The organism is Cupriavidus gilardii (genome assembly GCF_008801915.1).
Classification (GTDB): Bacteria; Pseudomonadota; Gammaproteobacteria; order Burkholderiales; family Burkholderiaceae; genus Cupriavidus; species Cupriavidus gilardii.
Map to the genome: position 1 here is coordinate 44,913 of NZ_VZOV01000018.1, position 18,667 is coordinate 63,579.

17 protein-coding genes and 1 pseudogene are annotated in these 18,667 nt (G+C 66.9%); 10 read left to right on the forward strand and 8 right to left on the reverse strand.

From position 1 onward, the window contains the following. Nucleotides 1-250: 250 nt before the first annotated feature. Nucleotides 251-2,056, reverse strand: coding sequence for a saccharopine dehydrogenase NADP-binding domain-containing protein (locus tag F7Q96_RS19365; RefSeq protein ID WP_226994800.1), 1,806 nt, complete (start codon nt 2,054-2,056; stop codon nt 251-253). On the opposite strand from F7Q96_RS19365, the gene F7Q96_RS19370 reads away from it, so the two are divergent. Next, a complete protein-coding gene (locus F7Q96_RS19370; RefSeq protein ID WP_226994799.1) occupies nt 2,006-3,274 on the forward strand; it encodes a serine hydrolase domain-containing protein in 1,269 nt (422 codons plus the stop codon). The two genes, F7Q96_RS19365 and F7Q96_RS19370, sit on opposite strands and share 51 nt — an antisense overlap. Before the next feature lie 33 nt (nt 3,275-3,307). Here F7Q96_RS19370 and F7Q96_RS19375 read toward each other — a convergent pair whose 3' ends face one another. Continuing rightward, nucleotides 3,308-4,198, reverse strand: a complete 891-nt coding sequence (locus tag F7Q96_RS19375; RefSeq protein WP_053822920.1) for an NAD(P)-dependent oxidoreductase — start codon at nt 4,196-4,198, stop codon at nt 3,308-3,310. 134 nt (nt 4,199-4,332) lie between these two features. Here F7Q96_RS19375 and F7Q96_RS19380 point away from each other — a divergent pair, with 134 nt between their 5' ends. From F7Q96_RS19380 to aac(3)-IV, 3 genes are read left to right on the forward strand one after another with little or no spacing between them, the layout of a single operon-like run. Further along, nucleotides 4,333-4,677 (forward strand): winged helix-turn-helix transcriptional regulator, encoded by a 345-nt coding sequence (locus tag F7Q96_RS19380; protein ID WP_053822919.1) that lies wholly within the window; start codon nt 4,333-4,335, stop codon nt 4,675-4,677. A 35-nt stretch (nt 4,678-4,712) separates the two neighbouring features. Continuing rightward, a complete protein-coding gene (locus F7Q96_RS19385; protein WP_053822918.1) occupies nt 4,713-5,123 on the forward strand; it encodes a GNAT family N-acetyltransferase in 411 nt (136 codons plus the stop codon). A 46-nt stretch (nt 5,124-5,169) separates the two neighbouring features. Beyond that, on the forward strand, nt 5,170-5,958 hold the full coding sequence (gene aac(3)-IV, locus F7Q96_RS19390) for an AAC(3)-IV family aminoglycoside N-acetyltransferase (protein ID WP_053822917.1): 789 nt from the start codon (nt 5,170-5,172) through the stop codon (nt 5,956-5,958). A 13-nt stretch (nt 5,959-5,971) separates the two neighbouring features. Here aac(3)-IV and F7Q96_RS19395 read toward each other — a convergent pair whose 3' ends face one another. From F7Q96_RS19395 to F7Q96_RS19410, 4 genes and pseudogenes are all read right to left on the reverse strand, one after another. Beyond that, nucleotides 5,972-6,391 (reverse strand): FKBP-type peptidyl-prolyl cis-trans isomerase, encoded by a 420-nt coding sequence (locus tag F7Q96_RS19395; protein ID WP_053823266.1) that lies wholly within the window; start codon nt 6,389-6,391, stop codon nt 5,972-5,974. 216 nt (nt 6,392-6,607) lie between these two features. Continuing rightward, nucleotides 6,608-8,117 (reverse strand): annotated as a pseudogene (locus F7Q96_RS19400) (class I adenylate-forming enzyme family protein). Nucleotides 8,118-8,222: 105 nt separating this feature from the next. Next, nucleotides 8,223-9,902, reverse strand: coding sequence for an acyl-CoA dehydrogenase family protein (locus F7Q96_RS19405; protein WP_053822916.1), 1,680 nt, complete (start codon nt 9,900-9,902; stop codon nt 8,223-8,225). Further along, nucleotides 9,899-10,645 (reverse strand): TetR/AcrR family transcriptional regulator, encoded by a 747-nt coding sequence (locus F7Q96_RS19410; RefSeq protein WP_249041692.1) that lies wholly within the window; start codon nt 10,643-10,645, stop codon nt 9,899-9,901. Before F7Q96_RS19410 ends, F7Q96_RS19405 begins: the two co-directional genes overlap by 4 nt. Between F7Q96_RS19410 and F7Q96_RS19415 the strand changes: the two genes are divergently transcribed. The 6 genes from F7Q96_RS19415 (at nt 10,630) to F7Q96_RS19440 (ending at nt 16,302) form a co-directional block, all read left to right on the forward strand. Then, on the forward strand, nt 10,630-11,610 hold the full coding sequence (locus F7Q96_RS19415) for a Rieske 2Fe-2S domain-containing protein (RefSeq protein ID WP_053822914.1): 981 nt from the start codon (nt 10,630-10,632) through the stop codon (nt 11,608-11,610). The two genes, F7Q96_RS19410 and F7Q96_RS19415, sit on opposite strands and share 16 nt — an antisense overlap. Next, nucleotides 11,594-12,397: a thioesterase family protein gene (locus tag F7Q96_RS19420; RefSeq protein ID WP_053822913.1), complete on the forward strand. Its 804-nt coding sequence runs from the start codon at nt 11,594-11,596 to the stop codon at nt 12,395-12,397. Before F7Q96_RS19415 ends, F7Q96_RS19420 begins: the two co-directional genes overlap by 17 nt. A gap of 59 nt (nt 12,398-12,456) precedes the next feature. Further along, on the forward strand, nt 12,457-12,876 hold the full coding sequence (locus F7Q96_RS19425) for a GNAT family acetyltransferase (protein WP_053823265.1): 420 nt from the start codon (nt 12,457-12,459) through the stop codon (nt 12,874-12,876). 140 nt (nt 12,877-13,016) lie between these two features. Continuing rightward, entirely contained in the window at nt 13,017-13,913 is an 897-nt protein-coding gene (locus F7Q96_RS19430; protein ID WP_053822912.1) for a 2-hydroxy-3-oxopropionate reductase, read from the forward strand. Nucleotides 13,914-14,324: 411 nt separating this feature from the next. Further along, nucleotides 14,325-14,786, forward strand: coding sequence for a tripartite tricarboxylate transporter TctB family protein (locus tag F7Q96_RS19435; RefSeq protein ID WP_053823264.1), 462 nt, complete (start codon nt 14,325-14,327; stop codon nt 14,784-14,786). Between the two features lie 13 nt (nt 14,787-14,799). Beyond that, nucleotides 14,800-16,302, forward strand: a complete 1,503-nt coding sequence (locus F7Q96_RS19440) for a tripartite tricarboxylate transporter permease (protein WP_151023132.1) — start codon at nt 14,800-14,802, stop codon at nt 16,300-16,302. Between the two features lie 97 nt (nt 16,303-16,399). Here F7Q96_RS19440 and F7Q96_RS19445 read toward each other — a convergent pair whose 3' ends face one another. Next, the gene (locus F7Q96_RS19445; RefSeq protein WP_226994797.1) at nt 16,400-17,338 is read right to left on the reverse strand and encodes an alpha/beta fold hydrolase; all 939 of its coding nucleotides are present in this window, start codon (nt 17,336-17,338) and stop codon (nt 16,400-16,402) included. A gap of 322 nt (nt 17,339-17,660) precedes the next feature. Further along, nucleotides 17,661-18,632 (reverse strand): magnesium and cobalt transport protein CorA, encoded by a 972-nt coding sequence (locus tag F7Q96_RS19450; RefSeq protein ID WP_053822911.1) that lies wholly within the window; start codon nt 18,630-18,632, stop codon nt 17,661-17,663. Nucleotides 18,633-18,667 lie beyond the last annotated feature (35 nt).

Below are 18,667 nucleotides of genomic sequence, written 5' to 3' on the forward strand. Positions count from 1 at the left end.
GTATTAATACCTTGCATGCCGATACGCAGCCGTCGCGGCAATCGCGGCAATCGCATTCGATACGGGTCGAAATGCAAAAACAACCCGGCAAATTGGCGATGGTTCGGGAATCGGCGAAATATACACCAGGTAATGCACGGGGTGATTAACGCCAAATGCCGCTGAAATTCCCATGGTTTGGCGAAGGATCTTTTTCCGGCGGCGCTAAATGGATGGTGGTGGAAGAGATGGAAAATCCATTCCGCCGGCGCTATCCGGCGGCTGGCGCGTCGAGCAGGAATTCGCCAATCGCCAAAGACGTCGCTCCGTGCTTCGGCCGCCAATCGGTGAAATGCCCGCCCAGCGGCGCCCACCACGGCGCGGCATCGGCCAGCACCGGGCCGTAGTCCACCGCATCCGACTCCACCACCCCGCGCCGCGGATTCGACAGTACCCATCGCATCCCGGCCACCAGGCTGGATGCGACCTGCAGGCTGGTGGCCGAGTTGTACGGCGCCAGCGAGCGCGCCCGCTCGATGCTCAAGTGCGACCCGTACCAGATGCCACCGTGCCGGCCGCTGAGCAGCAGCACGCCGAGTTCGTCCTCGCCGCTGACGATCTCGTCGCGCAGGATGCGTTCGCCGCGTACGCGCGCCGCGCCGCGGTCGTCGAGCCATCGCATCGAGGCCAGCGTGGCGTCCGTCGGCCGGTAGGCGTAGTAGACGGTGGGACGATACGGCGGCAGGCCGGCGGCCTCGTCGGTCAGATAGTCGGCGATCGAGATCGATTCGTTATGCGTGATCAGGTGGGCGTCGAACGGTCCGTGCGACGGCGACCATGAACGCACCCTTGTCCGATGTCCGGGCCGATGGATCGCGATCGCGGCACCGCAACCATCGCTATGGCGGTAGCCGCCGGGAGGCAGCGCCGGTTCGTGCGTGCCCCAGCCGAGTTCGGCATCCTGCAGGCATTCGGTGATGAAGCCCTGCGCGGACCAGGTGTTGGCGAACTCGCCATCGCGCGGAAAGCCGGGCGCCTGCTGGCTGTCGTACTCGCTGATCTGGATCACGCGTAGATCGAGGCGGCGTGCCAGCGCCGCCCACTGCGCGCGATGCCGGGGCTCGGCCTGCTCCAGCGCGGCATGGCCGGCGAGCTCCATCAACGCAGCCTTGACCAGCACCGAGACCATGCCCGGATTGGCGCCATGCGCGACCAGCGCCGTGGGCATCGGCTCGCGGCCGCGAGCGAACGCCAGCATTTGTTCGCGAAGCGCGTAGTTGCTCAGCTGCGCGGCGTTCGCATCGCCGGCATAGTCCCAGGGCTCGATGCCGGCATCGATATAGAAAGCGCCGTGAGACTGGGCCAGGGCGATCAGATCGCGGCTGCATACGGACGGCGCCAGGCTCAGCAGAAATGTCCAGGGGCGCAGCAGCGGGGCAAGAACTGTCGAGAATGTGTCCGCGGTGATGCCAGCCTCGACCGCGTGTAGCCCGTGCGCCGCCACGAGTTCACGACGGCGGTCGTCAAACGAGCGATCCACCACGGTAATGGCGGCCCACGGCCAGGTTCGCTGCAGCAGCGGCAGCACGGCCTGGCCGATGCAGCCAAAGCCGACGATGACGATGTGGTCGATCACGTTGAGCCCTTCTGTTCGGCAACGGCGATGCGGCCCGGTTCGAACGTTGAACGGCGCGCCACGGCGGACTGCCGCAGGCCATGGTATCCCCACGCGCCGCCCGAAGCCAACGGGCTTTCGCCGGCGCGGCCCCGAACGCCATTCCGCAAGGTTATGCCGATATTCCCGGCACATCATTGTTGTCCTGCCGCAGCCCGCGCATGATGAGCTGCCCGAGCGGTATCGCGCCGCTCGCACCATGCAATACGGCGGCGCTGTCACCTCACCGCGCCGCATCAGAAGAACGGAGACAGCATGCCAACCCGATCGCCAGGGCTTGCGACCGCAATTCGACGCCATTGGCCTTGCTTTGCCGTCGCGCTGATCGTTGCGTCGCCAGCCGCATCCCAGGTGCGGGATGAACGCCCGACGTCCCCGGTTGCCGAGCACGAAGTGATGCAAGGCTTCCCGCCCTCTCCAGAGCGGCAGCTCAGCCGCGGCAGCGGTCTGCGCCCGCCGTACATGCGCTGGGCCTTCCGGCATGCCCGCGAAATGTCGGCGACCGCCGGCATTCGCCACGCCGATCGACCGCTGGCGCTGGATGGCCAGCCGGACACCGGCTTGGACGGCACCACGTTCACGGTGGGAGACAAGACCGTCTCGCTCGCCGACTATCTGCGCGACACGCATACCGACGGCTTCATCGTGCTGCACCAGGGCAGGATCGTCTACGAGCGCTACCTCGCCGGCTTCGGCCCGTATCAACCGCATATCTGGGCCTCGATGACGAAATCGGTGACCGGTCTGCTGGCGGCCATGCTGATTGAACAGGGCAAGCTCGATCCGCAGGCCCGGCTTGCGCAGTATGTGCCGGAGCTCGCGGGCAATCCCTTCGGTGAAGCGACGGTGCAGCAGAACCTCGACATGGAGGTGCCGGTCGGCTACCCCGAGGGGCTGCCGCCGGACCTGGGCCTGTTCGGTGCGGTCGGCATCGTGCCGCGCAAGCCGGATGCGCCCGATACCATCTACGACTTCCTGAAGGTCGTGCATGCCACGGGCCGGCCCGACCACAGCGTGGATGGCGGTGTCTGGTACTACCAGAACGGTTCGCCGGAAGCGGTGGCATGGGCGTTGCGCCGGATCACCGGCAAGAGCTGGTCGCAGCTGGTCAGCGAGATGATCTGGTCGCGCTTTGCCGACGACGATGCCTATGTGCAGGTCGACCGCCTGACCACGGAAATGGCCAGCGGCGGCATGAACTCGACGCTGCGCGACGCCGCCCGCTTTGCCGAGGCGGTACGCCGCGCGGCGGCGGGCGATGGATCGGCTGGCATTTCGCCGGCGGCAGTCCGGATTGCGCTGAAGCCGGCCACCAATCAGGCGCGCTTCGCCCGCGGCAATACCACGCCGGGCCGCGACGGGTATGGCTATCGGAACTACTGGTTCCAGCGCAACGACGGCGACGGCAGCGTCGAGGCCAGCGGGCGCTTCGGGCAGAAGATCTACATCAACCCGGCCAAGGGCCTGACGGTGGTGAAGTTCTCCGCCAGCCCGGATGGCGCGGCGCGCGCGACCAGCGCCGCGGGCCTGCGCAAGCGCGACGATCCGGCACGCGTGCTCGAGTCATCCGAAGCCATGGTCGCGGCGGCACTGGCGATCCATCGCGCGGTCGGTCGGTAGATCGGTGGCGGCCACCCTCGCAACGCCGGCGGCTTAGCGAACCGGCGCCGGTTCCGCGGCGCCCCTCAGTATTTTTGCGACGGCCGCGAACTCCTCGTTGCCGTATCCCGCCTCTTCCGCGTCGCGCAGCAGCCGGGCGATCAGTGAGGGTAGTTCGCTCCGCAGCCCGTTCTGCCGCATCGCCTGCTCGATGCGGCCGGTGGCATCGATCGAGATCGACAGCGGGCTTTGCGACACGGCGTAATCGCCGTTGTCGATGACATTGCCCTCATGACGCAGGAATGCGCCGAACGAGGGCGACATCGCTTCGACAATGCCGCCGTACACGCCGACATCCAGCCCTTCGGCCTGCGCCAGCGCGGCGCCCTGAAAGAAGCCCATCGACGCGCCATAGACGTACGACAGCGTCGCCAGGTCCATGGTGGCCGCGGCGGCCACGTCCTCGCCGAGATAGACCACATTGCCGCCCAGCACGGCGAGCAGTTCGCGCGCCAGCGCATGGTCCTCGCCGCTGCCCGACACCAGCACGGTGGTGTCCGGCTGTCCCATTTGCTCGGGGGCGACCTGAAGCGCGCCGTCGAGATAGCCGGCGCCGATCCGGGCGGCCAACGCGGCCATGTCGCGTGCGTCCTGCGGGCTGCCGGTGGTCAATTGCAGCAGCAGCTTGCCTTTGAGCGCAGACTTCACCGCGACGTCCGACAGGATGTCATGGGTCGCGCGATAGTCGTGCACGCAGATGACGACGGCCTCGGCGCCGGCCATCGCCGCCGCGGCGGTGGCGGCAACGATGGCGCCACGGCTCGCCAGTGGTTCGGCTTTCGATCGCGTGCGGTTCCACACGCGCACCTGCATGCCTGCCTCGATGAACAGCCGGGCCAGCCTCGCCCCCATTTGTCCGAGACCGATTACCGCTACCGTTTTCATGTTTGCTCCCGCAGATGACAAGGTGCGGCCAGTATGGGAATGTACGGTTTATATGGTCAAGTACGCACTAAAATGACAGGTACTATCCTTCTGGTAAGTAACGGCGATTCGCCGCGGCAAGGAACATCGAGTCCATGAAACGCAGCCAACCCTATAACTGCGGCATCGGGCCCGCCTTCGAAGTGATCGGCGGCAAGTGGAAGGCGCTGATCCTGTATGAGCTGCATGCCAAACCGTTGCGGACCGGCGAACTTCGCCGGCTGCTCGATGGCATCACCGAGAAGATGCTGATCCAGCAATTACGCGAGATGGAGGCAGATGGCATCGTGCGCCGCGAGGTGTTTCACGAGGTGCCGCCGCGTGTGGAATACTCGCTGACGCCGGCCGGTCGGGAATTGAATCGGGCCCTGGGGCCGGTGGCCGAGTGGGGGCAGAAATACGCGGCGGCCAGAGCAAAAAACAGCGGGAAATCAACGTGACCATCAGGACGCCATCCCGATCGGAATTCGGGGCCATGACCGATGTGTGGGAAGCTTCAGTGCGGGCGACCCATCATTTCCTCACCGACGCCGATATCGATGAATTGCGGCCACTCGTTCTCAACCAATATCTTGCATTGGTCGACTCAAGGGTATGCAGCGGCGACAACGGCGAAATACAGGGCTTTGTCGGCGTTGCCGACGGAAAGATCGAGATGCTGTTCGTCGCGCCCCAGTGGCAAGGGCGCGGCATCGGCAAGGCGCTGCTGCAATACGCCGTGACGAGAATGGGAGCCACGCTGGTGGACGTCAACGAGCAGAATCCAGCCGCGACCGGTTTCTATCAGCGAATGGGTTTCAGCGTCTTCGACCGGTCGCCGCTCGATGGACAGGGCCGGCCGTTCCCGCTACTCCATATGCGGCTGGCAACGCCAGCGCAACGGTAGCGACCCGCTCGCCGAAGCCGAAACGCTCTGACCGAAAGAGGACGCGATGGCCGGACAACGCGAATGGACCCGGGCCGAGATGGCCCAGCAATTGCGCACGCTTGGTATCGCGCCGGGCGCGGCGCTGCTGGTCCATTGTTCGTTTCGTCATGTCCGGCCGGTCGAAGGCGGACCGCCAGGCCTGATCGAAGCACTGCGCGCCGCGATCGGCTCCACTGGCACGCTGGTGATGCCTTCCTGGACCGAGGACGACGATGTCCCGTTCGATCCGGCGACGACACCGGCCTCGCGGGACCTCGGCATCGTCGCCGACACCTTCTGGCGCCAACCGGGTGTCATCCGCAGCCAGCATCCGTTTGCCTTCGCAGCGGCGGGACCGCAGGCGCGCCGAATCACCGCGGATGCCTTGCCGTTGCCGCCCCACATCGGAGCCAGTCCGGCCGGCCGTGTGCACGAGCTCGATGGACAGGTGCTGCTGCTCGGCGTGGGCCACGACGCCAACACCACGATTCATCTGGCCGAACTGATGGCCGGTGTGCCTTACGGCGTGCCGCATCACTGCACGGTGCTGCGGGACGGCAAGCCGGTCCGGATCGACTATCTCGAGAACGATCACTGCTGCGAGCGCTTCGAGCTGGTGGACGGATGGCTCAAGGAAAAGGGCCTTCAGCGCGAAGGCCCCGTCGGCAATGCCAGCGCCCGCCTGATGCGGGCCCGGGACATCGTCGATGTCGTGCTGCCGCAATTGGCTCGCGACCCGCTGGTCTTCCTGCATCCGCCCGAGACGGGCTGCGAGGAATGCGAGGCCGCGCGGCGGTCGATCAGGACAGCGTAGCGCGCCTGCGCGTTCAGCCTCCGATGCCGAGCAGTTCCACCTCGAAATTCAGCGTCGCATTCGGCGGAATCGTTCCCGGCACACCGCGCGAGCCATAGGCGGTGCTGCCCGGGCACACCAGCCTGGCCTTGCCGCCGACCTGCATCTTCTGCACGCCCTCGGTCCAGCACGGGATCACGCGATTGAGCGGAAACGAGATCGGCTGCCCACGCTTGTACGAGCTGTCGAACTCGGTGCCGTCGGTCAGCGTGCCGCGGTAGTGCACCTTGACGGTATCGGTGGCTTTCGGCGACGCACCGTTGCCCTTGGTCAGGTGCTGGATCGAGACACCCGAGGGCAGGGTCTGGGCCGGTTCGGCGGCATGGGCGGAAAGGGCCAGCGCGCCGATGGAAACCAGCGAAGCAAGGGAAGCGAGCAGCGGGAGTCGGGTCATTGCGGTCATCCGTCGAGTCAAGGAAAGGCACAAGGATAAACCGATTGAATACCGGGACGGTCCGCCGTGCCATGCCGTGCCCCGCTGCACGTCCCGCTGCAAGTCCCGCTGCACGCCCCTACAGCAAGCAGCCACAGCGAGCATTGACCCAGGCACCGGCAGACCGCCCGACTTCGCCCGCTCCCCGTTCTCACCGTTTCCCCTGTCACCGCCGGATCAAGCCGTCCGCAACCGCTGGCGCAACTGGTACTTCATCACCTTGCCGGTGGGTGTGCGCGGCATCGCCTCGACCACGCGCACCTGGCGCGGCACCTTGTACTTCGCCAGCCGCTCGGCGCAGAAGGCCTGGATGTCCTCGACGTCGACGCTGGCATCGGCCTTTGCCACGACCACGGCCGCCACGCTCTCGCCCCACTCGGGATGCGGCATGCCGACCACGGCCACTTCCGAGATCGCCGGATGGCCGGCGAGCACATCCTCCACCTCCTTGGAGTAAACGTTCTCACCGCCGGTGACGATCATGTCCTTGACGCGATCCACGATGAACAGATAGCCGTCCTCGTCGATCCGCACCAGATCCCCGGTGCGATACCAGCCGTCGTGAAACGCCGCGGCAGTCGCGGCGGGATCGCGGTAGTAGCCCTGCATCATCGACTGGCAGCGCATCCAGATTTCGCCGACCTCGCCGGGGCCGGCTTCGTGCCGATCGTCGCGCATGACCTTGATGGTGCAGCCGCTGACCGCATGGCGTCCGATCGAACCGGCCTTGACGACCTGCTCCTCGGGCAGCAATGCGGTTCCGGTGGGACCGGTCTCGGTCATGCCGAAGACCTGATAGAAGCGCTCGGAGCGGTAGCGTTCGGCCAGCATGCGCGCGGTGGCCGCATCGATCGGGCCGCCGCCGTACAGCCAGGCGCGTACGCTGGACAGATCGTAGCTGGCGAAGTCCGGCGCCATCTTCAGCGCCATCAGGTAGGCGATCGGCGCACCGAAGAACAGCGTGCAGCGTTCCTGCTGCACGGTCTCGAGAAACCGCACGGGGTGATATTCCGGCAGCAGCACCACGGTCGCGCCGACAAAGGCGCTGCCGACCAGCAGATTGTTCAGCGGGAAGCTGTGCCAGATCGGCATCGCCAGCAGCACGCGATCCGAGGGTCCGAGGCCATAGACCAGGCTCGATCCGGTGCCCGCGAGAATCACGTTCGCGTGCGAATGCATGCAGCCCTTCGGCTTGCCGGTGGTGCCCGAGGTGTACAGCAGCTCGGCGAGATCGTCATCGTTGACGTCGACGGACCGATAGGCGAGCTGCTCACCGTCCGGGGCGATCAACGGCAGTCCCGCTTCGTTGCCCGCCGCGGACAGCGCAAAGGCCGGCGGCGCGCCGTCCAGCTGGCGATGCAGATCGGCATCGACCAGCCACAGCCGGCTCTCGCTGTGCTCGAGGATATAGGCGGTCTCGGGCGCGGCAAGCTTGTGATTGACCGGTACGGCGACCGCGCCGATATCGAGGATCGCGTAGTAGGCGATCACCCATGCGGCCGAATTGCGTTCCCTGCAGCGCAACCTTGTCGCCCTTGCCGATGCCCTGCGCCTGCAGCCACGCGGCGGTGTGTTTGACGCGCCGTCGCAGCTCGTCGTAGCGGATGCGCTGCGCGCCATCGACGATGGCGATATCCGAGCTGCGCTGCCGGGCGACGCTGTCCAGCGCCTCATTGATCGTCCACATGGTGTCTCCTCCTTGGGGCCGTTGCTGGTTCGGCCGTTTTGTCTACCGTCGTCTGCTGTCCGGCTTGCCACTTCCTCCCCGGTGATTCCGTTCAGGCCGGCGCCATCAGGCGTGCGGGCGCGTCGCGCCCATCGCCAGCGCATCGGCCGCGGCAGCGATCTCGCTGCCGCCGCTCGCCGAAGCCGCCCCTGAAATCGTTGCCGGCACCAGGCCATCGGCGCAGAACAGCTCGGCCGCGGCGAGACCCGCCGCATCGCGCTTGGCCCGCAGCCGCCATTCCGCGGCCTCGGCCAGCAGCACGGCCTGGTATGTACGCGCCATGCCCCATGCCAGGCGCCGGCCTTGCGCCTCTTCCGGGGCGTTGATCATCGGAATCAGCGTGTCCAGCGCGTTCTCGATCCGCTGGCGCAGGCCGCGCGTCGCATCGAGTGACAGCCCGCGCAGCCGCCGCACCACGTCCTCGATCCAGGCCTCGCCATGTTCCGGGGCGCGCAGCGCGCGCAACACGTCGTGCGCCAGCACCGAGGTCGTGCCCTCCCAGATGCAGTGCACATGCAGATTGCGGAAGAGCCGCGGCAGTCCGGTGTCCTCGATGTAGCCGGCGCCGCCGAAGCTCTCGAGCAGCTCGCTGCCGGCCCAGACCGCCTGGCGCGCGCAGGCAAGCTTGGTCAGCGGCGCCATCAGGCGCGACAGCGTGCCGTCGGCGCCGTGTTCGGCCGCACCGATCAGCGCCGCGGTCTGGAAATTGAGCGCAAGCATCGCCTCGTACTCGGCGGCGATGCGCGCCAGCCACGCGCGATGCATCGGCTGCTGCGCCAGCGGCTTGCCGAAGACTTCGCGCTTGCCTGCATAGTCGCGAGCGAGATCCAGCAGGTGGCCGACACCGGCCGGGCCGCCCCACGAGGCCCACAGCCGCGCGATATTGAGCAGGCCCGCCATCTTGCCGACGCCCTGCCCGATCTCGCCGACCGGTACCGCGATGGCGTCCTTCAGGTCCAGCTCGGCGGTCGGCAGCGCGCGCGTGCCCAGCTTGTCCTTCAGCCGCCGGACCTCGATACCGTTCCAGCTGCCGTCCGGACGGCGCAACTCGATCAGGAACAGCGACAGGCCACGGCTGCCGGGCTGCGCGCCCTCGGGCCGCGCCAGCGCCAGCGCCATCTGCCCGGTGGTGGCGGACGTGAACCACTTGGTGCCGTTCAGCAACCACGTGCCGTCGCTCGATCGGCGCGCCGTGGTCGAGCTGCGGCCGACGTCGGAGCCGCCCTCCTTCTCGGTCATCCATTGCCCGGAGGTCCACGCGTCGTGCCGGGCGGTCAGCTTCGGCACATAGCGCTGCGCCAGCTGCGGATCGTGCTGCTGCAGCAGCCGCGCGGCGCCGTCGGTCATCACCAGCGGACAGTCGGCCACCGCGCAGACCGGGTCATACAGATTGACCAGCCCGGCCTGCACCACGCGCGAATGCTCGCCATAGGGGGTTTCATAGGGCAAGGCCACCAGGCCCTCCTCCTGGCCGATCTGCACCAGCCTGAGCCAGGCCGGATCGGCACGCAGTTCGTCGATGCGCCGGCCCCAGGGGTCGTAGGGCACGTGCTGCGGCGGATTGCGTTCGGCCTGATCGGCCAGCGGCAGCAGTTCGGCTACCGCGCGCTCGCCGAGCCGGTCGAGCGAGGGACTGGCCTCCGCGAATACTTCCGCGGGGAGCAGCCGCTCCAGCGTCAGCCGCAGCGTCGGATCGGTGCGAAAGCGATTGCCGGGTTTCGGTGCGGCCTGATGGAAGTCACTCATTGCCGTCTTCTCCTTGACGGGTTGGCAGCGCTCGGCTGCGGTCCCAGGGATTGCACGCAGAAGGCGACGAGACTGGCCACCAGATCGGCGTCCTCCTCGTCCGGATGCGGCGCGCTGAGCGGCCCGACCAGCGTTTCCGCGATGGCACCGACGATGGCGGTGCCGACCAGATGCGGATGCTGCGGCGCGATCTCGCCCGCCTCGATGCCCTGCTGGACCAGCCTGGCGAAGATCGCCCGGTACGGCTCGCGAAACTGCATCCGCGCCACGTCGATCGGCGGATCGACCGGCTCGGCCAGCAGCGCCCAGGCCAGCTGGCGCCCGCGCAAAGCGCGGCGCGCAAAGGTCTCCACCACACGGGCCAGCCGCTCGCGCACGGTGCCTTCGGTGTCGAAGGCGGCGGCGCAGGCGTCGATCTCGGTCTGCGCAGCGCGCTTGAAGACCTCGTTGAACAGATCGGCCTTGGTGGCGAAGTAGCGGTAGATCAGGCCGGCCGAGATCTCGACCTCGGCGGCGATCGCAGGAATGTTGGCGGCGGCGTAGCCGCCACGTGCCACGAGCTTGAGCGCGGCCTTGATGATCCGCTCGCGGGTTTCCGCCAGGCGAGCTTCGACTTTGGGGGTTCGACGGTAGGGCATGAAAGAAGTATCTATGCTTTCATTTCTTCGTGCAAGGTTGAGTTTCTGGTTGTAGACTCGGAAAAAATTCGACGGAAAGGAGACGCGCCATGGACCGGCTGCCACTTCGCCCCTATGCGTTCGGTTGGTTCCAGGTCGAGTACGGCGATGCGCTCAAGCGCGGCGATGTGCGTCCGGTGCGGGCCTTCGGGCAGGAATTCGTGCTGTGGCGCGAGCACGATGGCACGGCGCATCTGATGGACGCCTACTGCCGGCACCTCGGCGCGCATCTGGGCCATGGCGGCCGCGTCGTCGGCAACGAGATCCAGTGCCCTTTCCACGGCTGGCGCTATGACGGACGCGGCGAATGCACGCGCATTCCGTACAGCCCGGATGCCTCGCTGCAATCGCGCGGCATGCGCCGCTGGCCGACTGTCGAATCGAATGGCCTGATCCTCGCCTGGTGGCATCCGCAGGACCGGCCGCCGAGCTACGAATTCCCGCGGCTGCCGGAATACGGTCACGGCGAATGGTCGCGCTATCACCGCCATGCCTGGCAGGTGCAAACGGTCTGGCAGGAGATCCAGGAGAACATCGTCGACAGCACGCATTTCCACTACCTGCACGGGGTGGAAAGCCTGGCGGTCGTCGATCGCTTCGAGCCGCGCGGACCGGTGCTCGACGTCAATATCGTCCACCAGTTCAAGACGCCGCGCGGCGTGCAACGGGGCTACATCCAGACCACGCTGTACGGTCCCTATCTGGCCACGGTGCGCTTTCGTATCGGCGATCTGGCCGAGATCCTGTTCGTCGACGCGATCACGCCGCGGGAAACCAACGAGGTGGAATTGCGCTTCAGCCTGATGGCCCGGCTGTCGGGGATCGAAGCGCCCGACATGAGCCTGGAACTGGTCAACGAGGCAATCCGGCAGGTCAGCCAGGACGTGCCGATCTGGAACCACAAGGCGCATCGCCCTCGCCCGAGCCTGGCGCGCGGCGACGGGCCGGTGATGAAGTTCCGCGAGTGGGCGCGCCAGTTCGCGGTCGAGACCGTACCGATCCGGGAGGTGGCCTGTGGCCTCGCCGAATAATCGCGATCCGAAGGGCGTATTCGCCTACGTGGGCAACAACATCCTGCCATCGACGCTGGCGCGCGGGCCGTGGAGCCCGGATGCGCAGCACGGCGGCGCGCCGGCCGGCCTGCTGGCCGCGATCGCCGAACGCGCGATGGCCGACGAGCCGCAATGGTCGATGGTGCGGCTGACGCTGGAATTGCTGGGGCCTGTACCGATCGCGCCGCTGCAGGCCACGCACGAGATCCAGCCGGGCGGCTCGGTGCGGCGCGTGGTCTTGAGCCTGATGCATGACGACAAGCCGGTCGTGCGCGGCGTCGCGGTATTCATGCGCGAGCGCGCGGTAGATCTGCTGGCTGCGGCAACCGCGTGCCCGCTGCCGCTGCCGGACCAATGCAGCGAGCCGATCCGGATTCCCGGCATGGCCGAACAGACTTCCTTTCACTACACGGCGATGGAGAGCCGCGTGGCGGCCGGCAGCGTCGCCGACCCGGGCCCCGCGGCCGCATGGTTCCGCCTGGCGGTGCCGCTGATCGACGGCTGGTCCACGCCGTCCAGCGCCCGCGCGGTCGCGGCCGCCGACTTCGGCAACGGCATCAGCTGGGCGCTGCCGCTCGACCGCTTCGTGTTCGCGAACGCGGACCTGACGGTCTCGCTGCACCGCCAGCCGCGCGGCGAATGGGTCGGCGTGGACGCCGTCACGGTGGCCCAGCCCAGCGGGATCGGACTGACTACCTCGACGCTGTACGACGAGGCCGGTGCCATCGGCGTGGCGCAGCAGAGCCTGGTGATCAAGGCGCGATAGATGGTCGTCGGTGAAGCGCCAGCGCTACACTGAGCGCTTCTCCACGACCGATGCGCGCCATGCAGATACGCACCTTCCGCCAGTCCGATGAAACCGACGTGGTATCCCTGTGGGAGCACTGCGGGCTGACGCGTCCCTGGAACGATCCGCACCGCGACATCGCGCGCAAGCTCGCCGAACAGCCGGAGCTGTTCCTCGTCGGCGAGGTGGACCGCAGGCTGATGGCCACCGCCATGGTCGGCTATGACGGCCATCGCGGCTGGCTCTATTACCTTGCGGTCCACCGCGATTTCCAGGGCCGCGGTCATGGCCGCCGGCTGACGGCCGAAGCGGAGAGACTGCTGCGCGAACGGGGCTGTCCGAAATTGAACTTGCTGGTCCGCAACGACAACGAAGGCGTGCTCGCCTTCTATCGCGAACTGGGCTATACCATCGATGCCACCGTCAGCCTCGGCAAGCGGCTGATCCCGGACAACTGAATCTGGCTCATTGAACGCCCGGCCCACGGCCATCCGCTTCGGCACGCCGGCACCGGTCTTCCGCGGCTGACGGTGGCGCCGGCACACGCGGGATCCGTAACGTGCCCGGCGGTTCCCGACTCGATCGATGAGGCAGACAGATGAGCAATATCGGATTCATCGGCCTGGGCGTGATGGGCGCCCCGATGGCCCAGCATCTACTCGAAGGTGGACACACGCTGTACGTCCATAGCCGCAGCGGCGCGCCGCAGCCCCTGCTCGACGCCGGCGCGCAAGCGTGCGCGAACGCGGCCGAGGCGGCGCGACGGGCGGAAGTCGTCATCCTGATGCTGCCCGACACGCCCGACGTCGAGCGCGTGCTGTTCGGCGACAACGGCGTCGCCGCGGGGCTGACCAGCGGCAAGGTCGTGGTCGACATGAGCTCGATCTCGCCGATCGACACGCGCGAGTTTGCCGGCCGCATCGAAGCGCTCGGCTGCGACTACGTCGATGCGCCGGTATCGGGCGGCGAGGTTGGCGCCAAGGCCGGCACGCTGTCGATCATGGCGGGCGGCAAGCAGGCCGCGTTCAATCGTGTGTTGCCGCTGCTGCAGCTGATGGGCAAGAACATCACGCTGGTCGGCGGTGTCGGGGACGGACAGATCGCCAAGGTCGCTAACCAGGTCATCGTCGCGCTGACGATCGAGGCAGTCGGCGAGGCGCTGGTACTGGCCGCGAAGGCCGGCGCCGACCCGGCCCGCGTGCGGCAGGCGCTGATGGGCGGCTTTGCCAGCTCGCGCATTCTCGAAGTGCACGGCGAACGGATGATCCGCCGCACCTTCGACCCAGGCTTTCGGATCGCGCTGCATCAGAAGGACCTGAACCTGGCGCTGTCGACGGCCCGCAAGCTCGGGCTGAGCCTGCCCGGCACCGCGTCGTGCCAGCAGCTGTTCAATGTCTGCGAAGCGCTCGGCGGCGAGGCGTGGGACCACTCCGGGCTGGTCCGTGCGCTCGAGCACATGGCCGATTTCGCGATCGGCGATACGCCGGCTTCCTGAAGCGAGGCTTGCGAACGGCGCGGCGCCGCCAAGGCCCGATGCAATCGGGCCAAACCCCAATCTGCCCAAACCCCGATCGGCCCGAACCCGCATGCACGGCACCGCACCAGCACGGTGAATTCCTCGGGAATTACCCTTGTTTGCGTTCCAATACATCACGTCATGATGTATCGTTCGTAGCCATCGACGGTTCCGCACCGTCGTGAGGGCGCTGGTCCCGGTTCGTCACCGGTACGTCCGCCAGCCCTTGCCCTGCAGCGTCTCTCGCCACGACGAGGGTCGCCTGCCGTCGCCGCGCCGGCATACGCGCCCGCGCGCCGCGACATTCCCGAGTGCCATCGACACAGGCCTGCGCCGAGACAGGCGGAGATGGCTGTTCCGTTCACCGTTTCGAATCCTGCGGGCGCCATCATGCGAATACGCAAACAAACCGATTTCTTCTCCGGATTGATGTTCATCGTCGTCGGCCTGGGTTTTTCGCTGGTCGCGCGCGGCTACACCATGGGCACCGCGGCACGCATGGGCCCCGGCTACTTTCCGTTCTGGCTCGGCATCGTGCTGGCGCTGCTCGGAGCAGTGGTGGCGATCGGCGCGATGTCGCCGACGGGCGAATCCGACCGGCTCGCACGCTGGGACCTGCGCACCGTGCTGTGGGTGCTCGGCTCGGTGGTGCTGTTCGGCCTGGTGCTGAAGCCGCTCGGCATGGTGCTGTCGGTGATTCTGCTGGTGCTGATCGCGTCGATGGCGAGCCACGAATTCACCTGGCGCGGCGCGCTGCTCAATGCCGCGGTGCTGGTGGTCATCAGCCTGGTTGCCTTCGTCTACGGCATCAATCTGCAAATGCCGGTGTGGCCGGCTTTCCTGTCGGCTTGAGGAGGGCCACGCAATGGAATTGCTCAACCATCTGGCGCTGGGATTTTCGACCGCGCTGTCGCTGCAGAACCTGGCCTACGCGCTGCTGGGTTGCGTGCTGGGAACCCTGATCGGCGTGCTGCCCGGTCTGGGCCCGCTGGCAACCATCGCGATGCTGCTGCCGATCACCTATACGCTGCCTCCGGTCGCGGCGCTGATCATGCTGGCCGGCATCTACTACGGCGCGCAATACGGCGGCTCGACCACCGCGATCCTGGTCAATCTGCCGGGCGAATCGTCGTCGGTGGTGACCACGCTGGACGGCTACCAGATGGCTCGCAAGGGCCGTGCGGGCGTCGCGCTGGCAACGGCGGGCCTGGGCTCGTTCTTTGCCGGCAGCGTCGCCACGCTGATCCTGGCCGCGTTCGCGACGCCGCTGTCGGAGCTTGCCTTCAAGTTCGGGCCGGCCGAGTATTTCTCGCTGATGGTGCTGGGCCTGATCGGCGCCGTGGTGCTGGCATCGGGTTCGCTGGTCAAGGCCGTCGCGATGATCGTGCTGGGCCTGCTGATCGGCCTGATCGGCACCGACGTCAATTCCGGCGTAGCGCGCTTCTCGTTCGACGTGCCGGAGCTGACCGACGGCATCAATATCACCGGGCTGGCGATGGGCCTGTTCGGCTTTGCCGAGATCATCGTCAATCTGGAGCAGAGGGAGTCGCGCGAGACCTTCACCGATCGCGTGACCAACCTGTTCCCGACGAAGGAGGACTTCAAGCGCATGATTCCGGCCGTGCTGCGCGGTACCGCGCTCGGCTCGGCGCTCGGCGTGCTGCCGGGCGGCGGCGCGTCGCTGTCGTCGTTCGCGGCCTACTCGCTGGAAAAGAAGACGTCGAAGCATCCGCACGAATTCGGCAAGGGCGCGATCGAAGGCGTGGCCGGACCCGAGTCCGCCAACAACGCCGCGGCGCAGACCTCGTTCATTCCGCTGCTGACGCTTGGCATCCCGTCCAACGCGGTAATGGCGCTGATGGTCGGCGCGATGACGATCCACAATATCCAGCCCGGTCCGCAGGTGATGACCAGCAACCCCTCGCTGTTCTGGGGGCTGATCGCTTCGATGTGGATCGGCAACCTGACGCTGGTGATCCTGAACCTGCCGCTGATCGGCATCTGGGTCAAGCTGCTGAAGGTGCCGTACCGCTTCCTGTACCCGGCGATCCTGACGTTCTGCTGCATCGGCGTCTATTCGGTCAACAACACCGTGTTCGACGTGTTCGTCGCGGCGGCCTGCGGGATGATCGGGTACATCTTCATGAAGCTGCGCTGCGAGCCCGCGCCGCTGCTGCTCGGTTTCGTGCTGGGGCCGATGATGGAGGAGAACTTCCGCCGCACGCTGCTGCTGTCGCGCGGTGACTTCCACGTATTCGTCGAGCGGCCGCTGTCGCTGGGGCTGCTGGTCGCGGCCGCCGCGCTGGTCGCCGTGGTGGCGCTGCCGGCGGTCAAGGCCAAGCGCGAGGAGGCGTTCCAGGAGGAATAGCGAGGCCGCGGTGTTCCCTCTCCCCATCCCTCGCCCCCGGGCGGGAGGGAGCCGCCAGTCGCAATGGAGGCGACTACGCACGCGACCAAGCACGCGACTACGCGCCCGTCCACACGCGGCCGAGAAAGTCCCGGATCAGCGGGCATACCTGCGCGAAATGCGTCTCCAGCAGCCAGTGGCCGCCGTCGGTCATATGCAGCTCCGCCCGCGGCAGATCGCGCAGATAGGCACGGCCGGCGGCCTCCGGCATATAGCCGTCATGGGGGCCCCACAGGATCAGTGTGGGCGGTTGGTGTTCGCGCAGATAGGCCTGGTAGCGCGGGAACCAGTCGAGATTCGCCTTCAGCCCTTCCATCAGCCGCACGGCCAGTTCGCGCCGGACCGGCGTGTCCATCAGGCGCCAGTGCAGCGTCCATAGATCCGGCGACAGGCGTGGCACATGTTCCGGGCGGATTTCGCCGATGAACTCGTCGCGAAACCCGTGCTCGCTGGCAGCCGCCTCCAGCGGCGCGCGGTTGGCCGGCGACGGGTCGGCCCAATAGCGCTGGATGGTCTCGTACTTGGGGCCCAGCTGGTCCTCGTAGATGTCGCCGTTCTGGATGATCAGCGCGGCGATCCGCCCGGGCGCCCGGATGGCGAGGCGTAGACCGATCTGCGATCCGTAGTCATGCAGATACAGCGCATACCGCCGCAGCCCGAGGGCGTCGGCGAATCGCTCGAGAAAGGCCGCATAGGCATCGAAGTCGTAGCCGAATGCGCCGAATTCCGGCGTATCGCTATAGCCGAAGCCCGGAAAATCCGGCGCCACGGCGTGCCAGCGATCGGCAAGCGCCGGCAGCAAGCGGCGGTACTGATAGGACGAGCAGGGGTAGCCGTGCGGCAGCAGCACTGCGGGCGCGTCGCGCGGACCGGCTTCCCGGTAGAAGATGCGGATGCCGTCGAGGTCCAGCGTCCGGTGCGTCACCGCATCCTGCCGCTCGGCGATTTCCGTCGCCGAAGCGGTCGAAACCGCGGGCATATCGTGCGGATCGTCCATCGTCGCGCCTCCGAAAAAACGGATTCGGGCCACGATGCAAATTGCGTTCCGACGCCGGGCTTCGCCCCGGCGCTTGCTGTTCGTTGCCCCGCCGCGGCATTACTGCCATCGCGATCGTGCAAAGCGCGCAGTTTTTGCGTGGCGCCTAAGCCGCCACGGGTCAAACGCAAAAGCCGCCGACGATTCCCGAAAATGTGCGAGCGCCGCGCTCGTAACATGCCCTCCGTTGTTTACGAGACGGGCAGCTTGCGCGGACCCGGCCACCACCATCGCAATGTCGCGCCCCGGCACCGGAGGTAGTGGCCGGTTTTTTTGGCGGCCCTCAAACCCAACCCGCCCGATGCAGCTTGCGCCAGAGCGCCGTGCAGGCCAGCGCGGTGCCCGCGATCACGGCCGGATAGGCGAAGGGCAGCTTCAGCTCCGGCATGAACTCGAAGTTCATGCCGTACAGGCTAAACACCACGGTGGGAATCGCCAGAATGGCGCCCCAACCCGCCAGCCGCTTGACCACCTCGTTCTGCCCCACCGTCACCAGCGCCAAGTTGACCTGCACCGCGGTCGTCAGCATTTCGCGCACGACGTCGAGCGTTCGCAGCAGCCGGCTGGCGTGGTCCTCGACGTCGCGGAAATAGGCCCGCAGATCCCTGGGCACCAGTTCCTCGTGCAATCGGATCAGCTGCCCGCACATCTCCTCGATCGGATAGACCGCATTGCGCAGCCGCAGCACCTGGCGTTTGATGTGGTACAGCCGCTCGATCGCGGTGCGGTCGAACTGGTCGCGGAACAGCCCCTGCTCCAGTTCCTCGAAGGCGTCCTCGAGCCGGTTGACGATCGGCATGTAGTGGTCGACCACGAAATCCATCAGCGCGTACAGCACGTAGCCAGGCCCGTTGGCCAGTGCGTGCGGCTCGTGCTCGCAGCGGTCCCGCACGGGTGCGTAGGTACTGCTGGCCCCATGGCGGACCGACACCACGTAATTGGGGCCGACGAACAGATGGGTCTCGCCGATCTCGACGCTGTCGCCCACCAGCTGCGCGGTATTGAGCACGATGAAGACGCTGTCGCCATAGGCCTCCAGCTTGGGACGCTGATGGGCGTTCAGCGCGTCCTCGACGGCCAGATCGTGCAGGCCGAATTCGAGCTGCGCCTGCCGCAGCAGCGCCAGGTCTGGTTCGTAGAGGCCGAGCCAGACGAATGTGCCAGGCGTCTTCAATACCTCGCTGATGTCCTCCAACGGGACCTCGCCAAGCCGCTTGCCGCCGCGGTAGGCCACGCAATTGACGATCGCACCCATGAACGCTCCTCGGTCAGGATGCGCAATCGTAACAA